The 25,355-nt window shown below is 36.3% G+C and carries 22 protein-coding genes; 8 read left to right on the top strand and 14 right to left on the bottom strand.

From position 1 onward, the window contains the following. Positions 1-9 precede the first annotated feature (9 nt). The 7 genes from MODO_RS07030 to topA all read right to left on the bottom strand — a co-directional run bounded on the left by MODO_RS07030 (position 10) and on the right by topA (position 9,545). Positions 10-1,071: an NAD(P)/FAD-dependent oxidoreductase gene (locus tag MODO_RS07030; protein WP_006259647.1), complete on the bottom strand. Its 1,062-nt coding sequence runs from the start codon at positions 1,069-1,071 to the stop codon at positions 10-12. A gap of 58 nt (positions 1,072-1,129) precedes the next feature. Then, positions 1,130-2,017, bottom strand: a complete 888-nt coding sequence (gene porN, locus MODO_RS07025; protein ID WP_006259648.1) for a type IX secretion system ring subunit PorN/GldN — start codon at positions 2,015-2,017, stop codon at positions 1,130-1,132. A 37-nt stretch (positions 2,018-2,054) separates the two neighbouring features. Beyond that, positions 2,055-3,617: a type IX secretion system motor protein PorM/GldM gene (gene porM, locus MODO_RS07020; RefSeq protein WP_006259649.1), complete on the bottom strand. Its 1,563-nt coding sequence runs from the start codon at positions 3,615-3,617 to the stop codon at positions 2,055-2,057. Between the two features lie 28 nt (positions 3,618-3,645). Beyond that, a complete protein-coding gene (porL, locus tag MODO_RS07015) occupies positions 3,646-4,308 on the bottom strand; it encodes a type IX secretion system motor protein PorL/GldL (protein WP_006259650.1) in 663 nt (220 codons plus the stop codon). Between the two features lie 34 nt (positions 4,309-4,342). Further along, on the bottom strand, positions 4,343-5,743 hold the full coding sequence (gene porK / locus MODO_RS07010; RefSeq protein WP_006259651.1) for a T9SS ring complex lipoprotein PorK/GldK: 1,401 nt from the start codon (positions 5,741-5,743) through the stop codon (positions 4,343-4,345). Positions 5,744-5,864: 121 nt separating this feature from the next. Next, positions 5,865-7,007, bottom strand: a complete 1,143-nt coding sequence (locus MODO_RS07005) for a formimidoylglutamase (RefSeq protein WP_006259652.1) — start codon at positions 7,005-7,007, stop codon at positions 5,865-5,867. Between the two features lie 6 nt (positions 7,008-7,013). Next, a complete protein-coding gene (gene topA / locus MODO_RS07000; protein ID WP_006259653.1) occupies positions 7,014-9,545 on the bottom strand; it encodes a type I DNA topoisomerase in 2,532 nt (843 codons plus the stop codon). A 1,218-nt stretch (positions 9,546-10,763) separates the two neighbouring features. Here topA and miaB point away from each other — a divergent pair. From miaB to groL, 7 genes are all read left to right on the top strand, one after another. Further along, complete coding sequence (miaB, locus tag MODO_RS06995) at positions 10,764-12,212, top strand: tRNA (N6-isopentenyl adenosine(37)-C2)-methylthiotransferase MiaB (RefSeq protein ID WP_006259654.1); 1,449 nt, start codon at positions 10,764-10,766, stop codon at positions 12,210-12,212. 26 nt (positions 12,213-12,238) lie between these two features. Beyond that, on the top strand, positions 12,239-13,528 hold the full coding sequence (locus MODO_RS06990) for a sigma-54 interaction domain-containing protein (protein WP_006259655.1): 1,290 nt from the start codon (positions 12,239-12,241) through the stop codon (positions 13,526-13,528). Positions 13,529-13,530: 2 nt separating this feature from the next. Continuing rightward, positions 13,531-14,034, top strand: coding sequence for an LptE family protein (locus MODO_RS06985; protein WP_006259656.1), 504 nt, complete (start codon positions 13,531-13,533; stop codon positions 14,032-14,034). Between the two features lie 19 nt (positions 14,035-14,053). Beyond that, a complete protein-coding gene (locus MODO_RS06980) occupies positions 14,054-15,019 on the top strand; it encodes a tetratricopeptide repeat protein (RefSeq protein ID WP_006259657.1) in 966 nt (321 codons plus the stop codon). Between the two features lie 4 nt (positions 15,020-15,023). Beyond that, positions 15,024-15,398: a preprotein translocase subunit SecG gene (gene secG, locus MODO_RS06975; protein WP_006259658.1), complete on the top strand. Its 375-nt coding sequence runs from the start codon at positions 15,024-15,026 to the stop codon at positions 15,396-15,398. A 150-nt stretch (positions 15,399-15,548) separates the two neighbouring features. Continuing rightward, the gene (locus MODO_RS06970) at positions 15,549-15,824 is read left to right on the top strand and encodes a co-chaperone GroES (RefSeq protein ID WP_006259659.1); all 276 of its coding nucleotides are present in this window, start codon (positions 15,549-15,551) and stop codon (positions 15,822-15,824) included. Between the two features lie 36 nt (positions 15,825-15,860). Then, positions 15,861-17,489, top strand: a complete 1,629-nt coding sequence (groL, locus tag MODO_RS06965; protein ID WP_006259660.1) for a chaperonin GroEL — start codon at positions 15,861-15,863, stop codon at positions 17,487-17,489. A gap of 138 nt (positions 17,490-17,627) precedes the next feature. Here the strand turns inward: groL and rpe are convergent, their stop codons facing one another. The 3 genes from rpe to MODO_RS19005 all read right to left on the bottom strand — a co-directional run bounded on the left by rpe (position 17,628) and on the right by MODO_RS19005 (position 19,238). Further along, positions 17,628-18,290 (bottom strand): ribulose-phosphate 3-epimerase, encoded by a 663-nt coding sequence (rpe, locus tag MODO_RS06960; RefSeq protein ID WP_006259661.1) that lies wholly within the window; start codon positions 18,288-18,290, stop codon positions 17,628-17,630. A 67-nt stretch (positions 18,291-18,357) separates the two neighbouring features. Continuing rightward, positions 18,358-19,062: a lipoyl(octanoyl) transferase LipB gene (gene lipB, locus MODO_RS06955; RefSeq protein ID WP_006259662.1), complete on the bottom strand. Its 705-nt coding sequence runs from the start codon at positions 19,060-19,062 to the stop codon at positions 18,358-18,360. 11 nt (positions 19,063-19,073) lie between these two features. Next, the gene (locus MODO_RS19005) at positions 19,074-19,238 is read right to left on the bottom strand and encodes a YqaE/Pmp3 family membrane protein (protein WP_006259663.1); all 165 of its coding nucleotides are present in this window, start codon (positions 19,236-19,238) and stop codon (positions 19,074-19,076) included. Positions 19,239-19,428: 190 nt separating this feature from the next. Between MODO_RS19005 and lysS the strand changes: the two genes are divergently transcribed. Next, positions 19,429-21,129, top strand: a complete 1,701-nt coding sequence (lysS, locus tag MODO_RS06950) for a lysine--tRNA ligase (protein WP_006259664.1) — start codon at positions 19,429-19,431, stop codon at positions 21,127-21,129. Positions 21,130-21,175: 46 nt separating this feature from the next. Here lysS and MODO_RS06945 read toward each other — a convergent pair whose 3' ends face one another. From MODO_RS06945 to MODO_RS06930, 4 genes are all read right to left on the bottom strand, one after another. Then, complete coding sequence (locus MODO_RS06945; protein WP_006259665.1) at positions 21,176-22,048, bottom strand: helix-turn-helix domain-containing protein; 873 nt, start codon at positions 22,046-22,048, stop codon at positions 21,176-21,178. Between the two features lie 85 nt (positions 22,049-22,133). Further along, positions 22,134-22,502, bottom strand: a complete 369-nt coding sequence (locus MODO_RS06940; protein ID WP_006264640.1) for a hypothetical protein — start codon at positions 22,500-22,502, stop codon at positions 22,134-22,136. A gap of 69 nt (positions 22,503-22,571) precedes the next feature. Next, positions 22,572-23,435: a sigma-70 family RNA polymerase sigma factor gene (locus tag MODO_RS06935; RefSeq protein WP_002987652.1), complete on the bottom strand. Its 864-nt coding sequence runs from the start codon at positions 23,433-23,435 to the stop codon at positions 22,572-22,574. 186 nt (positions 23,436-23,621) lie between these two features. Next, entirely contained in the window at positions 23,622-25,007 is a 1,386-nt protein-coding gene (locus MODO_RS06930) for a trimethylamine monooxygenase (protein WP_006259667.1), read from the bottom strand. Between the last annotated feature and the right edge of the window lie 348 nt (positions 25,008-25,355).

Raw genomic sequence — 25,355 nt, 5'->3', positions numbered from 1 at the left:
TAGATTGTACTAAAATTTAAACTTCTTATATCTATGAATAGAGATATTCTCCTCTAGCTCCATAGCCTTTTCTATATTATTATATAATTTCTCTGCTAAGAAAGGGCCTAATAACACCCCTCTAGTTCCCAATCCATTCAACACATGGATTCTCGCAGACTCTCTACTTCTTCCTAACAATGGACGACGATCTTTTACAGTAGGACGCACACCAGCATTATGAGCTACTACTTCAAAGTCTAAGTCAACAACATCTCTCAATCCTTCTAATAACTCTCTTAACCCTTCTTCTGTAGTCGTATCTGTTTTATCTTCCCAATCATAAGTAGCACCTACTTTATATAGATCATTACCTACTGGGATTAAAAATACATTTGCCTTCAATATAATATCTATATTAAGATTTGGAATCTTCACCAAAAGCACCTCACCTTTAGTACCATCTAAAGGCAAATCTTTAAAGAATGGATTCTGTAACATCCCAAAACCTTCTGCAAAAACAATATGCTTAGCCACTATATCCTTATAGCTAACTTCATCCTCTGTATAACTTAAACAATCGTAATCAAAATCCTCTTGTCTATAACTCTTGATTTCGTTCAAATAAGCTCTATAAGCCTTAATCAAGGTTTTAGTTTCGACATAACCTGTATAATTCACTTCACCAAAACCAAAAGGAGACTTCACTCCATTAATTTCATTACGAACTAACTTAGGCGATAAATACTTTTCTAAATTAGGTTTATCAGCTGCATGGAACCAATTATTCTGCTCCTCAACAGATAACAATCTTCTGTACAAAGGCATTTCAAAGATAAACTTCTCTCCTAACTTTCTTTCTAATGCTGCATAAAAAGGCAAAGCAATATCTAATTGTTCTCCTACTTTCCACACATCCGTGAAACGCTTTAATACAACAGGGTTATACATACCACCGGCCATTAGTGAAGATGAGCGCTTCTCATTGTCTATCACCACAAAGGTCTTTCCTTCACTAGCTAGTTTTTCTGTAAAACAGATTCCTGCCAAACCCGTACCTACTACAATATAATCTACCATACTTAAAGCCATTAAAAAAGCTCTTATCTATTCTAATAGATAAGAGCTTAATAAATTAGAAACTACAAAATTAGTAATTCCACATATCATCTTCAAGGTTTCGAATCAATTCTTTAATTCTTTCTGCCTCAAATAAACGTTTTAAATCATTACTCTTGATGTAATCATCAATTTTACGATTACCGTATTGGTTATCTGCTTTATAAATAGTAGCACTGAATCTTCTCGAGTTTAACAAATGGTCAAAGTTGATAGGATTAAGTGGGTTCTTAGCATTGAATGCATAGTTTTGGAACAATGTATTACGAGCATCAGCAAAGAATATCCAGAATAACTCTACATAGTTCTCGTTAGCTGATCCTTTAGTATACAAGTCTGCTACTACTGGAGCAATACCTAATAATCTATATTTTAACTGTCCTTCATTTCTATCGAAATACCACATACCCATGATGTGATACTCTTTAACATCAGAAGGTCTTAACTCTACTTTCTGAATATATTCCTCAGGAATAGCTTCTCCAGCATTGTAATATTCGATACCAGCATCTGTAGTATCAACTCTCACGAAAGAGTCTTGAATATCTTTTAATGTACGTTGATTTTTAAAATCACTATTATCATACACTTCAGTAATCTCTCCAGATTTAATACCATCGATTAAAACTTGGAACAGAGGTTTTCTTCCTTCAGATGAATACTCATCAATAGGATATAGATACATCTCATTCGCTTTCTCAGCTAATGAAATATTCTCCCATACTTTAATACCGAATAAGATATCTTTCTCACGAACGTGTCCGTAAGGTATTGGTCCTTCTGCTTTGATTAGAATCTCCGAGATTGGCATAATACCAATATCAGCAGCAGATTTTGCATTCAATAGATTCGTCTGAGCGAATGATGCTATTGAAAACAGCGTAAACACTATATATAGTGAAAAATTCTTCAAGTTCATATTCTTCAAAATTTTCTTCTTATAAATTTAAGTGAAATTACATAATCTCAAACGTACATGGTGATGTTTTTTTCAATGCATAGTCTCCTGCACCTTCTAAACGCACTTTAATATCCGAAATTACTACCACGTCACCTAACTGAGCTCTACGAATAGCCGCTTTTGCTCTTTCATTCATTCTATTTCCAGGAACAACGATACTAGGTTGTCCAGGTATTTGCAATACAAAACTAGTAACTGTAAGATTTAAATCAAAGTCAAAGTCTTCTAATTTAGCACCGATAGTCACAATCTCTAAGTTAGACTTAGGTCCCTTAGCATTGAACTCCCCACGTACTGTTCCTCTTGGAGAAGGAATATCTTTAATACGGAAAACTTTTCTATCAGATACTTTTTGTCCATCAGGTAAAGTCCCTGTTACATTGATAACTACTTCTCTTCCTGATTGTGGTCTTAGTGTATATTTACCACCTCCTTGACTTGTAAGTCCTGGAGCAGAAGCTTGTACTTTATCATTAGCGATACCAGCAAACGAAATAGTCATAGGGTTAGAAACACCACGATATACTACGTTCATCTTATCAGCAGATATATTAGCTGAGTTCGGTTTAGGTACTACTACATAACTACCTTTAATATCAATCTCTACTGGCTGGCCATCCTCTACGAAAGTAAACTTACCTCCGATTTGGTGCTCACCTACGTTACCAACAGTAAACCCTAAGTTAACTTGTCCATCAACTAATGATTTAGATAAATCAATGTTTTGACCATTAACAACTACTTTAGTAGGAACAGTTGATTTGTCATAACGACCTAAGACAACTTTACCTTTATAAGTTTCACCAGCAAAAAGAGTAGATTTATCAGCTACTACGATTGCTTGATAGTTCTTCATAGATGCAGCTTTACTAAGTGTATTACCCATTAAGCTGTTATAAATCTCTGCCTCAACTATTTTTGCATCGTTTTGCATTGTTGATAACTTAGTCAAAGAAGCAATAGCTGGGAAACCATAGAAGTTATAATTTAAATAAGCTCTATCTTTTCCTTGGCTATCTTTAACATCGTTTAGATTAAATTTACTATTTATATCTAATACGATAGGTTGGAACTTAGCATCTTTTTCTAAGATATCAAGAAGTGCTTTTTTGTACTTATTAATACCATCGATAAAAGCCTGTCCTTCTGCTGAATAATTATCACCTGTAAACCAAGCGTCATTGATAATATCAGATTTATTCATACGCTCAGCAGGTAACTTACCATTCTCTGTACGTTCTCCTTCAAATTCGCTAGTAATTAGAGTTTTATATTTACCCACGAAGTCATAGAATTCTTGCGTAATTTTCTCTACTTCCTTTGCTTTTTTTGCAGGGTCAGCGAATTGAGCTGGGTTCTCCTCAGCCTTCTTCTCTAAAGCCCCTAGCAAACCTTCATTATTTGCTTTTGCACCTTCATTAGCTGCCTCGAACTTCTCGTTCACTACACCAAAAGCTGATAAAACCTCTGTAGATACCTGAAGTGCCATCATCGCGATAAACACCAGATACATCAGGTTAATCATCTTTTGTCTTGGGGTCAGTTTTTGTTTAGCCATTACCTTATAATATTTTAAAAATTATAAACTAATTAGCATTTCTTCCACCACCCATAGCAGAAAGCATTCCACCATAAACGTTGTTTAATGACGCTAAATTGTTTGTTAATGCTTGCATTTGCTCTTTTAACTGAGCATTGTTTTCAGCTACTGCCTTATTGATTTCAGCATTCGCTGTTGCGCTTTCTAATTGTACTTTATAAGCTTTATTTAGAGACTCTAACTGTTGAGCAGCTAATGTCATTTCTTGCGCATATTTTTGTGTTGAAGCAACAGAATTCACAGAAGGCCCCATCTCTCTAGAAGCAGCCTCGAAGTTACGAATACTATTTCCTAAGCTATTCATTAACTCTCCATCAATTTTAGCATCCTTCAACATCTGATCTAATTTTTTAGAAAGCATCCCTTCTGTATCTTGAGGCTCTACAACAGCTTGTTTAGCCACTTTTACTTCTCTAGCTTTCCCATCTTTTAATTCTGGATATACCTTTGCCCAATCTAATTCCTCATCAACTGGCTCGAATGCAGAGATTGCAAAAATAAACGCCTCTACTAATAGACCTGCAGTTAACATATTGTTACCATTAAAAGGTCCAAATTCCATGTGCGTAATTTTAAATAATGCACCGATGATTACTACTGAAGCTCCCATTCCATAACAGAAGTTCATCACTTTTTTAGATATTGCCATAGCCTTTTTCTTCTTTTATTTTTTTGTTTGATTATTAACGAGCCATTTTTGCTTGGTTAACACGTGATAAAGAACCTGACACAGATTGTACTGTTCTAAATCCAATGTAACTTCTTGCTGAATCTGCGTACTCAGAATCACGAGTAGCAACTTGTAAGAAATATGCTGGGTCTCTCCAAGAACCACCTCTTACTACTTTTAGTGGGCTTTCGCTAGGTCTATTTCTAGGCTTTAAAGCTGACATGTGATCGTAACTAGAAGCATCATAAGTAGAGCTAGTCCACTCTGCTACGTTACCTGCCATATTGTATAAGTTATATCCATTAGGAGGGTAAGAACGAACATTAGCTGTATAAAGAGCTCCATCTGCTGCATAATCAAAACGAGTTGGTTTAAAGTTTGCCATAAAGCATCCTTTCTCATCCGTTGCATAAGGTCCACCCCAAGGATACATAGCTCCTTCTAGACCACCTCTAGCAGCGTACTCCCACTCACTTTCCATTGGCAAACGGAATTCATTGATCTCAAGAGTCATCTTATTATCTTTCAGATAAATGTTTTTATACATTGATCTCCATGCAGCGAATGCTTTAGCTTGGTGCCAGTTTACCCCTACTACAGGATAATCACCAAAAGCTTCGTGCCAGAAGTAATCATTGTGCATTGGTTCGTTATAAGAATATTGGAATTCTTTAATCCAACGTGTTGTATCAGGATAGATTAATAGCGTCTCCGTTTTTAAGTGTCTATTTCTCTTCCCTCTATTTTCTGTTGATCTATCTCTAGTAGCTGCATCTACATCTACATAAGAATATTTAAACTTCAACTTAGAGTTATCGAAAGTAGTCATACCATTATACGTCTCACTAGCTGGGATATATAATGAATCCATTACTTCCACATAGTTAGCGTCTGGATACTTTCTAGTATCTTTCACTAAAGGAACTTTTTTATTTAAACGACGTCCAGAGTAGATATCATCACTCACCTGAAGGCTGTAATAGTTCTCATACATATATCGTTGGTATGGAGTCATTCTTTCTAAATCCTCTTCAGCATCTACGAATGCATACGCACCGATACCACCTGATTCTTTAGCCACACCCATTTCATCAGCTGCAATAGCTAATTTAGTTCGAACAACCGAATCCTTTACCCATTCTACGAATTTGCGGTATTGGTTATTCGAAATTTCAGTTTCATCCATATAAAATGAACCGATAGTAACTGTTTTTGTTGGCGCATCTTGGGCTCCTAAGAAATCCTCATTGGCTTGACCCATGGTAAAAGTACCTCCTGGAATAAGTGACATCCCTTGTGGTTTCTCACTGCTCCATCTTTTTCCAGCCTCACCATGCATCAATTCACCTCGATCTCCAGTTCCACAACTGGTCATCAAAGCTAAAACTGCTCCTAACGTAATGATCTTCTTCATATAATTTTAGGTTTTTATGTACTACTATAAAATACTTACAAGTAATTTTTTTTCTTTTTATTTCACAAAACAAAGCTAAAAATTAATTTAACTTAATTATTTATTTTTGTTAAATTAATTTTTATACTACACTTTTTTTTATTGTTCGCCACCATCTTTCAGGTATAACTTGGCTTATAGCCAGCTCATAATCCTCATAACTACAAGGCAACAACACTTTTCTTTCGGCATCCATCGTTTCTATAGAAGCCTCTATCCACCAGCGTTCGGAGATATCACTCTTATAGAATATCAAGTCGTCATATCCCTCTATCGGCACGATATACTTCATATAACTAGCCTTACTGACAAAAGGGTATTCATTCGATCTATAATTAACACCTTCCACAAAATACCAAAGGATTTGTGCTATTAATAACGTTTCATTTTTATTATTATTATAATTAAATATTCCAAAAGATGAAACTCTATCACTTAACCCACTGTATCTAGCTAAGGCACATATCTCTCTTCCATCAAATCCATTCGGATTAAAGAACTCAAAATTACCAGAATCTGCAGACTTAACAGAAGTCATATCGATACTTACGATATCAGCATCTCTAAGTACTGGCTCAGCTAATTTTATATTACCAGATATTTCTCCTACTCTATACGCCTCAAAATATAAACTAGCGATTAAGTCTATTTCTTCTTGTGCATTGAAGTAAGTCTGATACCCGATATTAGAAAAATTAAACAGATTCGTAGGCTCTTCTAGTATAATACGCGTCAGATAACTATTTGCCACATCACCTTCTGTCTTAGAAAGGTCTAACTTAGCATCTATAGACACTAGATTCACAGACTGCTCTAGCGCATCATATGCTCTATACATCGCATAAGTCATATCCTGAGATCCTCCTACGAACACAGGGATTACCCCTTGTCTCACTAGATCAGCTACTAGAGTCTTTACTAAATAGTATGTATCCTCTAATCTCTCACCCGCTACTACATCTCCTAAGTCTATAATATTCACACCCCAGTTACCAGGATATAACGAATACCAAGCCTTTCTTATTTTAGTGATATCTACTATACTCACTCCTTCACCATTACCTCGATTATCGCTAATACCTATAATAGCAATATTATATCGACCTTCATTCTCAAAAGAACCACCAGAGAAGAACGTTACTTTCTTCCCTATACACTGACTCTGTAAACCATCTATATAAGTGATTAATTCGTTATTTATCGGTCTTAGCAGTTCGTAGATCATTCTTTCTTATTTTTTAGTCGTCTTCTTAGTTGCTGTTTTCTTAGCAGTAGTAGTTGCTTTTTTAGCTGTCGTTTTCTTAGCAGCTGTCTTTTTAGCAGGCGCTTTTGCTTCGATCATTGCCTTTACCTCATCTAGAGATAACGCTGCAGCATCCACATCCTTACCTAGCTCTATCTTCGTTTTTCCTTTTAAGATTACAGAACGACCCCATCTTGCTTTCTCTACTCGGATACCTTCTTCTGCCCAATCGTGAATTACCTTATCCTTCTCTTTCTGAATCTTATCTTCGATTAGCTCGTTGATATCCGCTTGAGATAGATTGTCGAAGTTATACTTCTTATTCACGTTGATAAAAATACCATTCCACTTTAAGTATGGTCCGAAGCGTCCCACACCTTTCTGCACAGGCAGCCCTTGGTATGTAGCGATAGGAGCATCTGCTTGCTCTTTCTCTTTGATTAATTCTAATGCTCTATCTAGCGTCACATCAGCAGGTTCTTCTCCTTTAGGCAGAGAGATAAATGACTTACCTACTCTCACATAAGGACCAAATCTACCATTGTTTACCTCTACTTCTTCTCCTTTATATTCTCCTAATACCTTTGGCAATAGGAATAATGCTAGTGCTTCTTCTAATGTAATCGTACCGATATTCTGCTCAGCAGTAAGGCTAGCATATTGCTTCTCTTCATCCTCAGGATTACCGATCTGCGCCACAGGACCAAACTTAGCTAAACGCACTAATACTGTACGTCCACTCTTAGGGTCGATACCTAATATACGCTCTCCAGACTCGCGCTCTGCGTTCTCTTCTACATCTTTCACTGTTGGGTGGAAGTGATCGTAGAACTCTCTCATCATCTTAGCCCAATCCTCATTACCAGCCGCGATCTCATCGAAGTCCTCTTCTACCTTAGCAGTGAAGTTATAATCTAAGATCGTCTTAAAGTTCTTCACTAAGAAGTCATTCACGATCATACCGATATCTGTAGGTACTAACTTCCCTTTATCAGATCCCGTTTTCTCTGTCAGCACCTTCTCTTTCACCTCAGCACCTCTAAGCATCATCATCTTATAGTTGCGCTCTTTACCTTCAGTCTCTCCTTTTTCGACATACGTTCTAGCGATAATAGTAGAAATAGTAGGTGCATAAGTAGACGGACGACCGATACCTAGCTCCTCTAACTTCTTCACTAATGACGCTTCTGTATATCTAGCAGCAGGCTTAGTAAAACGTTGAGTAGCTACTAACGCATTTTGTTCTAATCCTTCTCCAATTCTCAATGCTGGTAAGATTCCTTCTACTTCTTCATCCTCATCATCATGCCCTTCTAAGTACACTTTTAAGAATCCTTCAAAAAGCAATACCTCACCCGTAGCCACAAATAACTCTTTAAACTTATTTGCTTCTATACGCACATTCGTTCTCTCTAACTGAGCATCACTCATCTGAGATGCCAAAGTACGCTTCCAAATCAGATCATATAGACGAGCCTGATCTCTATCTACAGGAGCACTGTGCAGAGCCATATTCGTCGGACGGATAGCCTCGTGCGCCTCTTGAGCTCCTTTGCTCTTAGTCGTATAAGTACGTGGTTTAGAATATTCTGCTCCGTAAGACTTCGTGATTTCAGCTGCTGCTGCACTCATTGCCTCTTTAGATAAGTTCACACTATCCGTTCTCATATACGTGATCAGTCCGCTCTCGTATAAACGCTGCGCTAACATCATCGTCTGACCTACTGAGTAGTGAAGCTTTCTAGCCGCTTCCTGTTGTAGTGTAGAAGTGGTAAATGGAGCTGCAGGTGATTTCTTAGCAGGTTTAGTCTCTAAATCTGCTACTCTGTACGCTGCTCCAATATTAACTGCTAAAAAGTCTCTTGCTTCTTTCTCAGTCGCAAAGTTCTTAGGCAGTTTAGCTTTTAATGTTTTTCCTTCAGCAGTCTTAAACTCTGCTGATATATGGTAAGATGACTCTACCTTAAAGTCATTAATCTCTCTTTCTCTCTCTACGATAAGACGTACAGCCACAGACTGTACACGTCCAGCAGATAATCCTCCTTTTACCTTTTTCCACAGTACAGGAGACAGTTCATACCCCACTAATCTATCTAGTACACGACGAGCCTGTTGTGCATTCACTAGATTATAGTCTATCTGACGTGGGTTATCTATCGCTTTTAAAATAGCATTTTTTGTAATCTCGTGGAATACAATACGCTTTGTGTTATTACTCTTTAAATTTAGTTCTTCCGCTAAGTGCCATGCAATAGCCTCTCCCTCGCGGTCCTCATCGGATGCTAACCAAACCATTTCAGCTTTCTTCGCAAGATCCTTTAACTTCTTAACTACCGCCTTCTTATCACTCGATACCTCATATTTAGGCTTAAAGTTATTCTCTACATCTACTCCTATTTCTTTAGAAGGCAGATCCGCTATATGTCCATAGCTAGACTCTACCTGATAATCCTGTCCTAAAAATTTTTCAATGGTTTTTGCCTTTGCAGGTGACTCAACAATCACTAAATTCTTTGCCATACTTCATTATTTTGTGAAGCAAAAATATATGATTTTTTTGAATATATCCGTGCCACTACTTATTAATGCTTCTTTTAACTAATATGCCAGCATATAAAAATTGTAATAATTACCTAGTTATTCGTAAAATAAACCAACATTCTAGTAATAAACCGATATATTGATTTTTTTTACAAACAAAATCAAGAAATTACACAATTTAATAACAATTCTCTAAATTTTTTAATTTTTACCTCTCTCAATGCTTTTATACCCCTTTTATTTCGCACAATGCTTAAAGTTTTCTAAACCTTTAGAAGTAAAAAAGTCAATAGTGAATCTACTGTTTAACAACTAAACAAATTGCATTTTTTTAAAATCACTTTTTATTTATAACCTGAGTTCTATTAATCAATTGTTTTAAATAATTACTTAATAAGCAAAAACAGTATTAGTTTAAACATTATAAATACAACGACTTAGTGTTTTTTAAAGGCGTGTACGTAAAAAACTATTTTTAGCTCATCAGCATATACTAGTTAACTAAAGATATTTTCGTTCTGATCTACTAGGGGATTGCTTGAGGGTTTCTTGCACCTTTCTTCGACAAAGATGCCTTCTGGGCAAGGAAAGCCCTAGAAAACTCCTAGGAATCCCCTAAGAAGTGCAAGCGAAGTACACATATTTATATCATTTAAAAACAACATTATTCTAGAATCGTGCATAAAATCTTTTTAATTGAACTGAGGTTTATATGTTTTGTTTAATATTTATAGTTTTATATATATGCCCCACTATTCATCGTATCATTATTAGAAATTTCCTTGTATTCCATTTTATTTTGGTAGTAGATGGTTCGGGTAGAGATAGGGTACGCTTTTAGAAAACACCTCTCATCCCAAGTAAGCACTGACTATCTCCGAACAACTTCCGAACGAAAATAAACCAAAACAACACTAAATACTGAATATCAATAAAATAAAACCAAAACAAAAGTGCATACGAGGTCAAAAAGGGATTATAGAGCCATAAACGCCAAATCAGTTCATTAGTATCCATTCTGTAATAATCAACTCAACAACTTAGAATTACAACTCAAAGATTATGAGCAAAAAAGGTATTCTATAGCGTTAAATAAAATGGGGTACAAAAAAACCTTAAAACTAACACTGTCATCTTGTCAGTTAGACAAAAAAAAGTATCTTTGTCCCTTAAAGTAAAACATCCTTAAAGTATCTTATGGAAAAGGTAATTGACGAAAATAAACAAGGTACAAGCTTACATTTAGAACAAAAACAAGACAACAACAAGAAGCTATTTATCGAAAGCTACGGTTGTCAAATGAATTTCTCTGACAGTGAGATTGTAGCATCTATCCTATCTAACGAAGGGTATAATACAACAGACAACTTAGAAGAAGCGGACTTAGTGTTAGTAAACACTTGTTCGATCAGAGATAAAGCAGAACAAACTGTTCGAAAACGTTTAGACCAATACAACCAAGTAAAAAGAAAGAACCCTGGTATGAAAGTAGGTGTTCTAGGATGTATGGCTGAGCGTCTTAAAGCAAAGTTCTTAGAAGAAGAAAAAATCGTGGACATGGTAGTAGGTCCTGATGCTTATAAAGATCTTCCTAACTTACTTAAAGACGTAGAAGAAGGTAGAGATGCGATCAACGTGATCTTATCTAAAGATGAGACTTATGGTGATATCTCTCCAGTGCGTCTACAGAGTAATGGGGTGACAGCATTCGTATCTATCACTAGAGGATGTGATAATATGTGTACATTCTGTGTGGTACCATTCACTAGAGGTCGTGAGCGTAGCCGTGACCCACAGAGTATTATAGAAGAAATCACAGACTTACAAGAGAGAGGTTTTAAAGAAATCACGTTACTAGGTCAGAACGTAGATAGCTACCTATGGTATGGTGGAGGTCTTAAAAAAGACTTCGATAAAGCTAGCGATATGCAGAAAGCGACAGCTGTAGATTTCGCTCAGTTATTAGATCAGTGTGCTACTACATTCCCTAAGATGCGTTTCCGTTTCTCTACTTCTAACCCTCAAGATATGCATATCGAGGTGATAGAGTCTATCGCTAGACATGAGAACATCTGTAAGTATATCCACTTACCAGTACAGTCTGGAAGTACACGTATCTTACAGGAGATGAACCGTCAGCATACTAGAGAAGAATACATCGAACTAGTAGATAAGATCTATGCATTGATACCAGATATCTCGTTATCACAAGATATGATCACTGGATTCCCTACAGAGACTGAAGAGGATCACCAAGATACATTATCACTAATGGAGCACGTGAGATATGACTTCGGGTTTATGTTCGCCTACTCTGAGAGACCAGGTACATTAGCTGCTCGTAAGTTAGAGGATGATGTGCCAGAAGAGGTTAAAAAACGTCGTCTTACAGAGATCATCGCTGTACAAAACAAAATCAGCCTTGAGCGTACAAAACGCTTCGTGGGTCAAACGGTAGAAGTACTTATCGAGAAAACATCTAAGCGTAATGAAGACGAATGGTCTGGGCGTAACTCTCAGAACACTACAGTAGTATTCCCTAAGGAGCACTATAACGTAGGAGACTTCGTGATGGTAGAGATCGCTGACTGTACTTCTGCTACATTAATCGGTAAAGCGGTAGGATACTCTCCTATGCAAGGATAGTAAATAGCAATATTTAAAATATAAGAATGGAAAACCTTCAAGTCATAAAACAACGCTTCGAAATTATCGGTAACGATGTCAAACTAAACCGTGCATTGGAAAAAGCTATACAAGTAGCTCCTACTGATATCTCAGTCTTAGTCACTGGAGAGAGTGGTGTGGGTAAAGAAAGTATTCCTAAGATTATACATTCTATGTCTCATCGAAAGCACGGTAAGTTCATCGCGGTGAACTGTGGTGCTATCCCAGAAGGGACGATAGACAGTGAGTTATTCGGACACGAAAAAGGGGCTTTTACGGGTGCTATAAGCACTCGTGAAGGTTACTTCGAAGAGGCAGATGGCGGTACAATCTTCTTAGATGAAGTGGGAGAACTACCTCTGACTACTCAGGTAAGACTATTGCGTGTGTTAGAGAATGGAGAGTTTATAAAAGTAGGTTCTTCTAAAGTCCAAAAAACAGATATACGCATCATCGCTGCGACTAATGTCAATATGATGGATGCTATCAATAAGGGCAAGTTTAGAGAAGACCTATACTACAGACTGAGTACGGTAGAGATCACCTTACCTCCTCTACGCGAGCGAGGCGAAGATATCCACCTACTGTTCAGAAAGTTTGCTTCTGACTTCTCACATAAGTATAAGATGCCTCCGATAAAGCTAGAGCCTGCTGCAGCTGCATACCTTATGCGCTATAGCTGGAATGGTAATATCCGTCAGTTAAGAAACGTGGCAGAACAGATATCGGTATTAGAGACCAATAGAGATATTTCTCTACCTGTACTTCAAGGGTATTTACCCAACCATGACAGACAGTTACCTTCTATCGTGAATGGGCCAAAGGCAGAGTCTGACTTCAGCAATGAACGAGAAATACTGTACAAAGTCCTATTCGACATGAAGAGTGACTTAACTGATCTAAAGAAGCTGACACTAGAGCTACTACAACACGATAAAGGGACAGTATCCGAAACCAACAAATCTCTTATCCAAAAGATCTATGGTACGAAGAAGACTGAGCTACCAGAACTGATGGCTCCACCGAGTACTAATCTAGACATCATCGCTATGGATACTCCGGTATCTCCTAGTGCTAATCTAGGTTTTCACGAGACAGTAGATGATGACGAAGATACTTCTAACTATCTAGAAGCAGAGACAGTAGATGATGAACCTCTAAACTTAGCAAATCAGGAGATAAAGCTGATCAAACTAGCACTAGAGAGACATAACGGCAAGAGAAAGGCTGCTGCTAAAGAATTAAACATCTCAGAGAGAACATTGTATAGAAAAATAAAACAATACGACTTATAGACATGAGAATCAAACAATTATTTGCTCTAATATTTATATCTTTATTTTTTACTAGCTGTAAATATTATAACTTTACGGGAACAGGTAAGATAGATGCTAGTTCATTTCAGGTCAACTCATTCCAGAACAATGCTCCTTTAGTAGAGCCTGGTATAGAGCGTACCTTCACAATGTCCTTACAAGATCTTATCCAAAACCAAACTAGTTTAAGTCTTACTAATGCTGATGCTGACTTAGTCTATGAGGGAGAAATCGTAGAATACCGTATCAGTCCGATGACTGCTACAGCTGATCAGAGAGCGGCTCAGAACAGACTATATGTGTCTGTGAATGTGCGTTTCTTCAACAAGAAAAAACCTGATGACGACTTCGAAAAGAGATTCTCATTCTATTATGACTATGATGCGAACGTACAGTTAGCAGGGGCTAGTCTTAACACAGCTATCGAGACTATCTATGAGCGTATCACACAGGATGTGTTCAATGAATCATTAGCTAAGTGGTAATTATATAAAAATAAATATCTTGACTCTAAACGAATTAGACATATTGCTTCGTCAACCTCAGCAAATCCAAGAGAGTGACAGTCCTCAGCTAAAGCAACTCATAGAGAAGTATCCGTACTTCCAGTCTGTGAGAAGTCTTTATTTGAAGAGCTTATATGTACAAGAAAGTACAGAATATAACTTAGAGTTAAAGAAGACTGCTGCACATACGCTAGACAGAGATATTCTTTTTGATTTCATCGTTTCTCCAGAGTTCGCTACGTATACTCCTATCGTGATAGACATGACAGAGCCTACAGCTGCTGAGGAGTCTAAAATACCAACAGAAGAAGAACCTCAACAAGAGGCTCCAGAACCTAAGCTAACCTCTACGGCTATTAAGAGCTTACTACAGTCTATCACCTTCCACGAGACAGACGATAAGGAAGAAATACAAGATCCTGTAGAAGAAACACCTACAGAAGTCGTTATAGAGTCTGAAGAGGTCATCGCAGAGGTTCCCATCGTCACTACGCTAGAAGAAAAAGAAACTGTACAGCAAGAAATAGAAAAGCTAGAAGAGAAATTAGAAATAGGAAAACCATTAAACTTCTCAGAAAACGAGAAATTGTCTTTCCAAGAGTGGTTACAATTATCTAAAATAAAACCGATAGACAGAGAAAATGATTCTATTTTAACAGATTTAGAACAAAAATCAGATATCGAAAAACAAAAAAAAATAGAATTAATAGATAAATTTATAGAAACTAACCCTAAGATAGTTCCTACTAAGAAACCTACCGTAACCCCTGCAAACATTGACACTTCAGTACAAGAGAACAGTAGTTTAATGACAGAAACGTTGGCAAAAATATACTTAGAACAAAAGAAATATCAGAAAGCAATACAAGCTTATGAAATATTAATTTTGAAATATCCAGAAAAAAGTAGTTTCTTTGCAAACCAAATATTAGATATAAAAGCGTTACAACAACATAATAGTTAACACCATGAACACATTTACAATATTTTTAATCTTAATCGCAATTGTATGTTTTTTACTAATCGTAGTAATTATGGTACAGAATCCTAAAGGTGGAGGATTAGATTCTTCTTTCGGTGGATCTACTGTAGCTGGAGGAGTTAAAAATACAAATGATTTCTTAGATAAAAGTACTTGGACATTAGGTGCAGCATTAATCATCTTAATCCTGTTATCATCTACTAGTTTCAGTGGTGGAGCTGCTGGAGATTCTAAATTATTAGATCCTAACGCAGTAGTACCTACTCAAAATCTGACACCAGAAGCGCCTGCTACGCAAGAAGCTCCTGTGACAACAGAAGAGACTACTCCAACTCAAGAGACTCAAAATCAAGCTGAATAATTTTAGCTTTAAACAATACACGAAATGCCGGCTGTCAAGCTGGCATTTTTTTTTGCCTATATTGTCACTTTTTAGCTTTGGCACACTTTATGCCTTTTCATTATCTATAATAATTAAAAATAATAATTCAATTTCATAAACTATAAAACTATGGCAGTAAATATTAAACCACTTGCAGACAGAGTTCTTATCGAACCATTACCAGCTGAAACTAAAACTGCTTCAGGATTATTCATCCCTGATACAGCAAAAGAAAAACCACAAAGAGGTACTGTAGTAGCTGTAGGAAATGGTACTAAAGATCATGAAATGACAGTAAAAGTAGGAGATACTGTACTATACGGTAAATACGCTGGTACTGAACTAAAATTAGAAGGTACAGACTATCTAATCATGAGAGAGGACGACATTTTAGCAATCGTTTAAAATTGAATCATTAACAACTAAATCCAAAAGAATAAAATGGCAAAAGATATTAAATTCGACATCGAAGCTCGCGAAGGTTTAAAACGCGGAGTAGACGCTTTAGCAAACGCAGTAAAAGTAACATTAGGACCAAAAGGAAGAAACGTAATCATCGGTAAATCATTTGGTGCGCCTACAGTAACTAAAGATGGTGTTTCTGTAGCTAAAGAAGTTGAGTTAGAGAACACATTAGAGAACATGGGTGCTCAGATGGTGAAAGAGGTTGCTTCTAAAACGAATGACTTAGCTGGTGACGGTACGACTACTGCTACTGTATTAGCTCAAGCTATCGTAAAAGAAGGACTTAAGAACGTAGCTGCTGGTGCAAACCCAATGGACTTAAAACGTGGTATAGATAAAGCTGTAGAAATCATCGTAGAAGACTTGAGAAAACAATCTCAAGAAGTAGGTGGTTCTATGGATAAAATCAAACAAGTAGCATCTATCTCTGCTAATAACGATGACTTCATCGGTGAGTTAATCGCTCAAGCATTCGAAAAAGTAGGTAAAGAAGGTGTTATCACTGTAGAAGAAGCTAAAGGAACTGAGACTTATGTAGATGTAGTAGAAGGAATGCAGTTTGACAGAGGGTACTTATCTCCATACTTCGTTACAAACTCTGAGAAAATGGAAGTAGAATTAGATACTCCATATATCTTATTATACGACAAGAAAGTATCTTCTCTTAAAGAACTTTTACCAGTATTAGAGCCAATCGCTCAATCAGGAAAACCTCTATTAATCATCGCTGAAGATGTGGATGGAGAGGCGTTATCTACATTAGTAGTAAACAAATTAAGAGGAGCGTTAAAAATCGCTGCTGTTAAAGCTCCTGGATTCGGAGATAGAAGAAAAGCTATGTTAGAAGATATCGCTATCTTAACAGGTGGTGTGGTTATCTCTGAAGAGCAAGGGTATACATTAGAGAATACTACTTTAGAAATGCTAGGTACTTGTAAGAGAGTTAGCATCGATAAAGATAATACGACTATCGTTAGTGGTGATGGTGAGGCTGAAATGATCAAAAACAGAATCAACCAAATCAAAGCTCAAATGGAAACTACTACTTCTGACTATGACAGAGAGAAGTTACAAGAGCGCTTAGCTAAGTTAGCTGGTGGTGTAGCTGTATTATACGTAGGTGCTCCATCTGAAGTAGAGATGAAAGAGAAGAAAGATCGCGTAGATGACGCTCTTCACGCTACTAGAGCTGCTGTAGAAGAAGGTATCGTAGCTGGTGGTGGTGTAGCTTTATTAAGAGCTAAAAATACTTTAGTTGACATTAAAGCTGAGAATGCTGACGAAGAAACAGGTATCGCTATCATCGCTAAAGCAGTAGAAGCTCCATTGAGAACTATTGTTGAGAATGCTGGATTAGAAGGTTCTGTAGTTGTTTCTAAAGTATTAGAAGGAAAAGAAAACTTCGGATACAATGCTAAAACAAACGAGTATGTAGATATGCTTAACGCTGGTGTAATCGATCCTAAGAAAGTAACTAGAGTAGCTTTAGAAAATGCTGCTTCTGTAGCTGGTATGATCTTAATCACTGAGTGTGCATTAGTAGACATTAAAGATGACAGCGCTGCTGCTATGCCTATGGGTGGTGGTATGCCAGGTATGATGTAATACCTTATCTTATTTCAATATTATATAAGAGGTTGTCTTTTTAGACAGCCTCTTATTTTTTACCTTACCAGTAAGAACAAAAAAAGGCTTAGTGTACTGAATACACCAAGCCTTTTTTATATCATTATTTTAAACTTCTTACTTAGAAGTAATTTCTTTTAAGTCTGCAATAGTTGCGATAGGATCAGCAGCACTGAACACAAAGTTACCTGCTACTAAAGCGTCTACTCCAGCATCTACTAAAGCTTTTGCATTTTTATTATTTACCCCTCCATCTATCTCTATCATTACATTCGCTCCTTTAGCTTCTATCATTGCTTTTAGTTTACGCACTTTTTCATATGTGTTCTCAATAAAGCTCTGTCCTCCAAAACCAGGGTTAACACTCATGATAAGTACTAAATCTAAGTCTTGAATGATGTCTTCTAATACACTTACAGGTGTATGAGGGTTAAGTGCTACTCCAGCTTTCATACCTTCAGCTTTAATAGCTTGTACTGTACGGTGTAGGTGTGTACACGCTTCATAATGCACAGTCAAGATATCTGCTCCTAGCTCCTTAAACGTCTTAATATAACGATCAGGGTCTACTATCATTAAGTGAACGTCTAATGTCTTCTTAGCATGCTTATTAATAGCAGCTAATACTGGCATTCCAAAAGAAATATTTGGCACAAATACTCCATCCATAATGTCAATATGGAACCAATCTGCCTGACTGTTGTTCACCATTTCAATATCTCTCTGAAGATTAGCAAAGTCTGCTGCTAATACTGAAGGTGCTATAATCGTATTTTTCATATAATTGTGTTGTTTGTACAAAGATAAAAAAAATCCCAACAGCGAAGGCTCTTGGGACGTATATTGCTTATTGTTTAATGACTTCTGCTTCGAATAATTCAGAAAAATATTGGATAATCTTAGCTCTTACCTCATCTTCATCTACCTGCTCTACACCTAGTTCTACATTCAGAGAAGTAACTCCTTTACCACGAATACCACATGGGATAATATTGTCAAAGTAACCTAAGTCCGAGTTTACGTTTAAGGCAAAACCGTGCATCGTCACCCAACGAGAGGCTCTTACCCCCATCGCACATATCTTACGTGCAAAAGGTGTTCCTACTCCTAACCATACTCCTGTCTCTCCTTCACTTCTACCAGACTCTATTCCGTAATCTTTTAAAACTAAAATGATAGTCTCTTCTAATAAACGCAAATACTTATGTATATCTGTAAAGAAGTTCTCTAAGTCTAAGATAGGATATCCTACTACCTGACCAGGTCCGTGATAAGTAATGTCACCTCCTCTATTAATCTTATAGAATGTAGCACCTTTTGCCTTTAACTGTTCATCGTTTAAAAGCATATTGTGCACATCTCCACTTTTTCCTAATGTGTAAACATGTGGATGTTCTACGAATAGTAAATAGTTATCTGTATCATCTGTACGCTCTTCTCTTCTATTTCTAATTTTGACATCTAAAATAGATTGGAATATCTCTTCTTGGTAATCCCAAGTATCTTTATAATCTTTCTCGCCTAAATCAATAAGCTTTACTTGTTTATTCATTGTGTTGTTTGTTATTTATTGTATTTAGGATTATTTAGTATGACTAATGCCGCAATAACCCCTGGTACCCAACCTGCGATAGTCAACAGTGTCACTATCAAAATAGATCCACATCCCTTGTCTAAAACGGCTAAAGGTGGTAAAAAAATAGATAATAATACTCTTCCTAAACTCATGGCTAAATAATTTTGTCTGATACAAATTTCGGCATTTTTTAGTCAACTCCCTCGTTAATGAAGTTAAAATGATGAGACCTACCTCGTTTTATTACAAAGTATTGCAAATTAAGTCGTTTTATAGCGAATACTAATTGTCGCATTTTCAAAGATTAACTATATTTGCCTTTTAAATTAATTTACAGTTATTATGCAACTTTCAGAACAAGAAATCATCAGAAGAGAAAAGCTGAGCAAGTTACAAGAGCTTGGTGTGAATCCCTATCCTGCTAATCTATTTCCAGTAGACCATACATCGAAGGAGATAAAGAACGATTTTGAAGAAGGTAAGAAGGTTATCGTGGCTGGTAGATTAATGTCTTCAAGAATTCAAGGAAAAGCTTCTTTTGCAACTATTCAAGATAGCGAAGGAAAGATTCAGTTATATATCAATCGTGATGAGTTATGCCCAGGAGAGGACAAGACTCTTTACAATGAGATTTACAAAAAACTTATTGACTTAGGTGACTTCGTTGGTATCGAAGGAGAGTTATTCACTACACAAGTAGGAGAAAAAACAGTACGTGTACAAGGATTACAACTATTAAGTAAATCTTTACGACCACTTCCATTACCAAAAACGGATGCAGAAGGAAATACATTTGACGCTTTTACAGATCCAGAATTGCGTTACAGAATGCGTTATGTTGATTTAGTGGTAAACCCTATAAATAAAGATATCTTCATTAAACGTACGAAGTTATTCAACGCTATGCGTCAGTTCTTCAACGAAGCTGGTTATATGGAAGTAGAAACTCCTGTATTACAGTCTATCCCTGGTGGAGCTTCTGCTCGTCCATTCATCACTCACCACAATGCATTAGACATTCCTCTATACTTGAGAATCGCTAATGAATTGTACTTAAAACGTTTAATCGTTGGTGGTTTTGATGGTGTGTATGAGTTCTCTAAAAACTTCCGTAACGAAGGAATGGACAGAACACACAATCCTGAGTTTACAGCTATGGAGATCTATGTAGCTTATAAAGACTATAACTGGATGATGGAATTCACAGAGCGTTTATTAGAATTCTGTGCTATCGCTGTTAATGGAACTACTAAAGCTACTTTCGGAGAACACGAAATCGACTTTAAAGCTCCTTACAAACGTATCACGATGGCTGACTCTATTAAAGAGTTTACAGGATTTGATATCACTGGTAAATCAGAAGATGAGATTCGTCAAGCTGCTTTAGGCATGGGTATTCCAGTAGATGAAACAATGGGTAAAGGAAAACTTATCGACGAAATCTTTGGAGAGAAATGTGAAGGAAACTATATCCAACCAACATACATTACTGACTATCCAAAAGAAATGTCTCCATTGACAAAAGCTCATAGAGATAATCCAGAATTGACAGAGCGTTTTGAGCTAATGGTTTGTGGTAAAGAGATTGCGAATGCTTACTCTGAGCTTAATGACCCTATTGACCAAAGAGAGCGCTTCGAAGCTCAAATGGCTTTAGCTGATCGTGGAGATGATGAAGCGATGTTTATCGACCAAGACTTCTTACGTGCATTAGAGTATGGTATGCCTCCTACATCAGGATTAGGTATCGGTATGGACCGTTTAATTATGTTCTTAACCAATAATCCTTCTATCCAAGAGGTGCTATTCTTCCCTCAAATGAGACCAGAGAAAACAGCTCCTTCAGTAGAATTATCAGATGAAGAGAAAATCATTATTCAGATATTAGAAAACAATGACAATAAAGTAGAATTAGGTTCTCTAAAAGAACAAGCTGCTTTAAGTGGTAAGAAATGGGATAAAGCAATGAAAGGACTTGCTTCTCACAATCTTACTAAAGTAGAAACTGAAGGTGATACAAAATATGTAGTGTACCAACACTAAGAAATAAAAAACGAGACTATTAAGTCTCGTTTTTTTATACCTATATTCAAGAAAATGACTTGCGGTAATGATCTGGTGTAATCCCTTCTTGTTTTTTAAAGAATGTAACAAAGTAAGACGTACTATCAAAACACAATTCCTGCGCAATCTCATTGACATTAAATGTGCTAAACTGCAACAATCTCTTTGCTTCTACCACAATGCGTTGACGAACTAATTGTCCTGCAGTTATACCTCGCTCTTGTTTACAAAGTTTATTGAGGTAGTTAGGAGTCACACAGAGCTTCTCAGCATAAAAAGAAGGCGTTTTAGCCTCTTTAAAGTGAACTTCGACTAAATCCATAAAAGCAAGAATACGATCGTTATAACCAGCCTTATTATACTCTATCGAAAAGTGCTGATCTTCTTCGTCCACGCTCTGTAACTCACATAGCAATATATTTAAATAAGAACGCAGAACCTTCATTCGATATACTCTATCAGTACTATACTCACCCAACATCATATCTACCAATAACACAACCTTAGTACGCACACTCTCACTCACTATCTGCTGAGAGGCACTATCTAATTGAAAGAAATCAAAATAACGCAATATGTTCTCATGATAGCGTTGAGAAAAGAAAGAATCCTCAAAACCGATGAATATACCTGTACATTCAGTATTGAACTGCATCTGTACAACATCACCTGGTTTTATAAAGTAAACACTTGACTGATAATCAACATAATCAACCCCATTAATCTTAATAGCATAACTCCCTCTATACACAAAGACAATCATGTAAAAGTTAGCCCTAAAACTATCTTTTAATAAAGGATAAGCATTGCCTAAGGCACTTATTGGCTTAATAAAAAATGAAGACTGATCTTGTGTAAAATAACTGATTGGAAAGGATTTTATAATCTTAGTAGACATAAGAATCTTTAATTAATATTATACATAAGCTCACTGACCGCACTACTATAGATAGACGATCAAATAATCACATTATAAATACTAATTAAACGAGGGGAGGACGTAGATCCTGACGGCTAAATAAAGAGGAATACAAATTATTATATCTATCATAAACCTTATGTACTCCTTTTATATCAAAATTAGGAGTAGGTAGTTCAGATTTATAATCAACATACATCAAAACAAAAGCAATAGTATATACCTGCTTAACAGCATCTTTCTTTTGTTCTTCCTTAGCTATCTTAGCTAATTCTTGCATTAGATAACACTGTCCATTACAATGCATCTCAGGCTTGTCTTGATTCACACATAAAAAAGTAGCGATATAATCATAGTCTACCAGGTAGTCTACCAACGGCACTACTGGTCTAAATACTAATAAGGATATGATTATAAACAAAAACTTTCTCACAATACAAATATACGCTAACCTAAGGTATAAAAAAAAGCGTTACCTAAATAGTAACGCTTCTAATCTATATTATCCTAAGTATGTCTTAAGAATTTTACTTCTAGACGTATGTTTTAATCTACGAATAGCTTTCTCTTTAATCTGTCTAACACGCTCTCTAGTAAGATCGAATGTTTCTCCTATTTCTTCTAATGTCATAGGATGTTGATCACCTAAACCGAAGTATAAACGTACAACGTCAGCTTCTCTAGGAGTCAAAGTCTCTAATGCTCTCTCGATTTCTGTTCTAAGAGACTCATGAATAAGCTCTCTATCTGGATTAGGAGACTCACCTGAACGCAATACATCGTATAAGTTAGAATCTTCTCCTTCTACTAACGGAGCATCCATTGATAAATGACGACCAGAGTTCTTCATACTCTCTTTTACATCATTTACAGTCATATCAAGCTCTACAGCGATTTCTTCTGCTGAAGGTGGACGTTCATTAGATTGCTCTAATAAAGCATACATCTTATTAATTTTATTAATAGAACCGATCTTATTCAATGGTAAACGTACGATACGAGATTGTTCTGCTAAAGCTGATAAAATCGACTGACGAATCCACCATACTGCATAAGAAATGAATTTGAATCCTCGTGTCTCATCAAAACGCTGTGCAGCTTTGATCAGACCTAAGTTTCCTTCATTAATTAAATCGGGTAATGTCAATCCTTGGTTTTGATATTGCTTTGCCACCGATACTACGAAACGTAAGTTTGCTTTCGTTAATTTCTCTAGTGCTCTTTGATCTCCTGCTTTGATTCGTTGCGCTAACTCTACTTCCTCATCCGCAGTAATTAAATCTACTTTACCAATTTCTTGCAAGTACTTATCTAGAGAAGCGGTCTCACGATTCGTTACCTGCTTGGTAATTTTAAGTTGTCTCATATTATTTCTATCCTTATTTTTGCTATGATGTGCTCTTCACACATTAGTTATACGTACACTATTACTAAAAGGTTACAACATTTTTAAAAATATTTTTTAACCTCATATTACCTACACAAAAAAAGCGCCACAAAATCAAAATCCTGTAGCGCTAACTTTATTTTATAAAAAATATAACTCTTTATCTTAGTAGTAATTCTCTTTACTTAATTCTAACTCATCTACCTCTACCTCATCCAGATACCTTTCTAAGCTATCATCTAACTCCTTCATCCATGGTGTATGATGCTCTTCTGCAGTGACACCTGTCATCACAGAAGTATATACTTTATCTCTATAATTTAGAATATTAGTTTCTTTATCATTTAACCAACTTTTAAACATCTCTGCCACTCTATCTAGATCAAATGTAGGATAATCTGTCATCTCTATCAATTCTTTGATATAATCAGTCTGGAAGTCTACATGCTCCTCTCCTGTTACAGACGCTTTTTCTAGTTCTACCCACTTAGCGATATCCTTATCCCTAGTTTCTTTATTAGGTAAAGCGATACGTCCTAACATATAATCTCTAGCAAACCAAGCTTGCGTATCGAACATATTGAACGTATAATATTGATCTTGCATTCCTAAAAAGATTAGTCGCTCATTCTCATTGAACACAACTCCTTTGTACAGATTATCTGGATATAGGTTATTCTTTGTCTTTAACCTTAAATTATCTGGCAAGAACGGGAACTTATGTTGGTACCCCGTACACAGAATTACGGCGTCATATTCCTTCTTAGAACCATCTTTAAAGTGAGCCACATTATTCTCGAAATGGGTTACAATAGGCTTTTCTTCGATACCTTTAGGCCATTTAGCACCTATAGGATTGGTTCTATATGAAATAGTAACTGATTTACTACCGTGTTTAAAACATTGTACACCGATATCCTCAGCAGAATAACTACTTCCTATTAACAAAATATCTTTATCTATAAACTGATCTGCACCTCTAAAATCGTGCGCATGCATAACAGTCCCAGGGAAGCTATCTATTCCCTTAAAATAAGGCATATTTGGCGTTGAGAAGTGTCCCGTTCCCACAACTAAGTAATCGAAGTACTCCTCAAAAGTTTCATTCTTTACTAAGTCATCGAATATAACTCTAAACTGCTTCTTATCTTCTAGGTAATCTACCCATCTAGCCACAGTATTAAACTTGATAAAATCTCTTGCATTACTCTGCTTAATACGCCCTTGTATATAATCGAATAAAACCTCTCTCGGTGGGTATGAAGATATAGGTTGTTTAAAGTGCTCCATAAATGTATAATCAGAGAACTCTAAACATTCTTTAGGCCCATTAGACCATAAGTATTTATACATACTCCCGTGTATTGGTTCACCATATTTCCCTACACCTGTACGCCAAGTATAGTTCCACATTCCTCCCCAATTATCTTGTTTTTCATAACATTTAATCTCTGGAATAGGGTTACCTTTTTTTTGTTCTGACTCGAACGCACGTAACATGGCTAATCCACTCGGACCAGCACCAATAATTCCAACTTTTAAATTTAACATAACTACATAACGAATTTGTCCTCACTATAAAGTGAAGAAATTAATAAAATGATTATCACTGATTGCTCAGCCGAGATAGAATACCACATGTTCGTATTCTATAATAGATACATCTAATAAACGATGTACATTAGGCAGCATAATTATATGCTGAAAATAAGGTCAAGTATATCAAACTTGAATTTGGATAGGAGTTGAATACACATGCTAAAAATATATAAGCATGCCACCCCCTATTAACGTTAATTGCTAATATAATACAAATTAATGACTTAACCAAAAAACACCATTATTAACCGCAAAAACACAACTACCACAATGACAATAATCAGCAGTATATAATATCGA

The sequence above is a fragment of the Myroides odoratimimus genome, assembly GCF_001485415.1.
GTDB classification, from domain to species: Bacteria; Bacteroidota; Bacteroidia; order Flavobacteriales; family Flavobacteriaceae; genus Flavobacterium; species Flavobacterium odoratimimum.
Note: the sequence above shows the minus strand (reverse complement) of the source record. Positions and strands in the feature narration are given on the sequence as shown.

Excerpts from the sequence above, each read along its gene's own strand:
- porL (WP_006259650.1), bottom strand. The coding sequence starts at position 4,308 with ATGGCAATATCTAAAAAAGTGATGAACTTCTGTTATGGAATGGGAGCT.
- porM (WP_006259649.1), bottom strand. The coding sequence starts at position 3,617 with ATGGCTAAACAAAAACTGACCCCAAGACAAAAGATGATTAACCTGATG.
- MODO_RS07005 (WP_006259652.1), bottom strand. The coding sequence starts at position 7,007 with ATGATCTACGAACTGCTAAGACCGATAAATAACGAATTAATCACTTAT.
- lipB (WP_006259662.1), bottom strand. The coding sequence starts at position 19,062 with ATGAATAAACAAGTAAAGCTTATTGATTTAGGCGAGAAAGATTATAAA.
- porK (WP_006259651.1), bottom strand. The coding sequence starts at position 5,743 with ATGAAGAAGATCATTACGTTAGGAGCAGTTTTAGCTTTGATGACCAGT.
- MODO_RS06990 (WP_006259655.1), top strand. The coding sequence starts at position 12,239 with ATGGAAAACCTTCAAGTCATAAAACAACGCTTCGAAATTATCGGTAAC.
- porN (WP_006259648.1), bottom strand. The coding sequence starts at position 2,017 with ATGAACTTGAAGAATTTTTCACTATATATAGTGTTTACGCTGTTTTCA.
- lysS (WP_006259664.1), top strand. The coding sequence starts at position 19,429 with ATGCAACTTTCAGAACAAGAAATCATCAGAAGAGAAAAGCTGAGCAAG.
- MODO_RS06970 (WP_006259659.1), top strand. The coding sequence starts at position 15,549 with ATGGCAGTAAATATTAAACCACTTGCAGACAGAGTTCTTATCGAACCA.
- MODO_RS06935 (WP_002987652.1), bottom strand. The coding sequence starts at position 23,435 with ATGAGACAACTTAAAATTACCAAGCAGGTAACGAATCGTGAGACCGCT.
- MODO_RS07030 (WP_006259647.1), bottom strand. The coding sequence starts at position 1,071 with ATGGCTTTAAGTATGGTAGATTATATTGTAGTAGGTACGGGTTTGGCA.
- MODO_RS19005 (WP_006259663.1), bottom strand. The coding sequence starts at position 19,238 with ATGAGTTTAGGAAGAGTATTATTATCTATTTTTTTACCACCTTTAGCC.
- MODO_RS06985 (WP_006259656.1), top strand. The coding sequence starts at position 13,531 with ATGAGAATCAAACAATTATTTGCTCTAATATTTATATCTTTATTTTTT.
- groL (WP_006259660.1), top strand. The coding sequence starts at position 15,861 with ATGGCAAAAGATATTAAATTCGACATCGAAGCTCGCGAAGGTTTAAAA.
- rpe (WP_006259661.1), bottom strand. The coding sequence starts at position 18,290 with ATGAAAAATACGATTATAGCACCTTCAGTATTAGCAGCAGACTTTGCT.
- topA (WP_006259653.1), bottom strand. The coding sequence starts at position 9,545 with ATGGCAAAGAATTTAGTGATTGTTGAGTCACCTGCAAAGGCAAAAACC.
- secG (WP_006259658.1), top strand. The coding sequence starts at position 15,024 with ATGAACACATTTACAATATTTTTAATCTTAATCGCAATTGTATGTTTT.
- miaB (WP_006259654.1), top strand. The coding sequence starts at position 10,764 with ATGGAAAAGGTAATTGACGAAAATAAACAAGGTACAAGCTTACATTTA.
- MODO_RS06930 (WP_006259667.1), bottom strand. The coding sequence starts at position 25,007 with ATGTTAAATTTAAAAGTTGGAATTATTGGTGCTGGTCCGAGTGGATTA.
- MODO_RS06945 (WP_006259665.1), bottom strand. The coding sequence starts at position 22,048 with ATGTCTACTAAGATTATAAAATCCTTTCCAATCAGTTATTTTACACAA.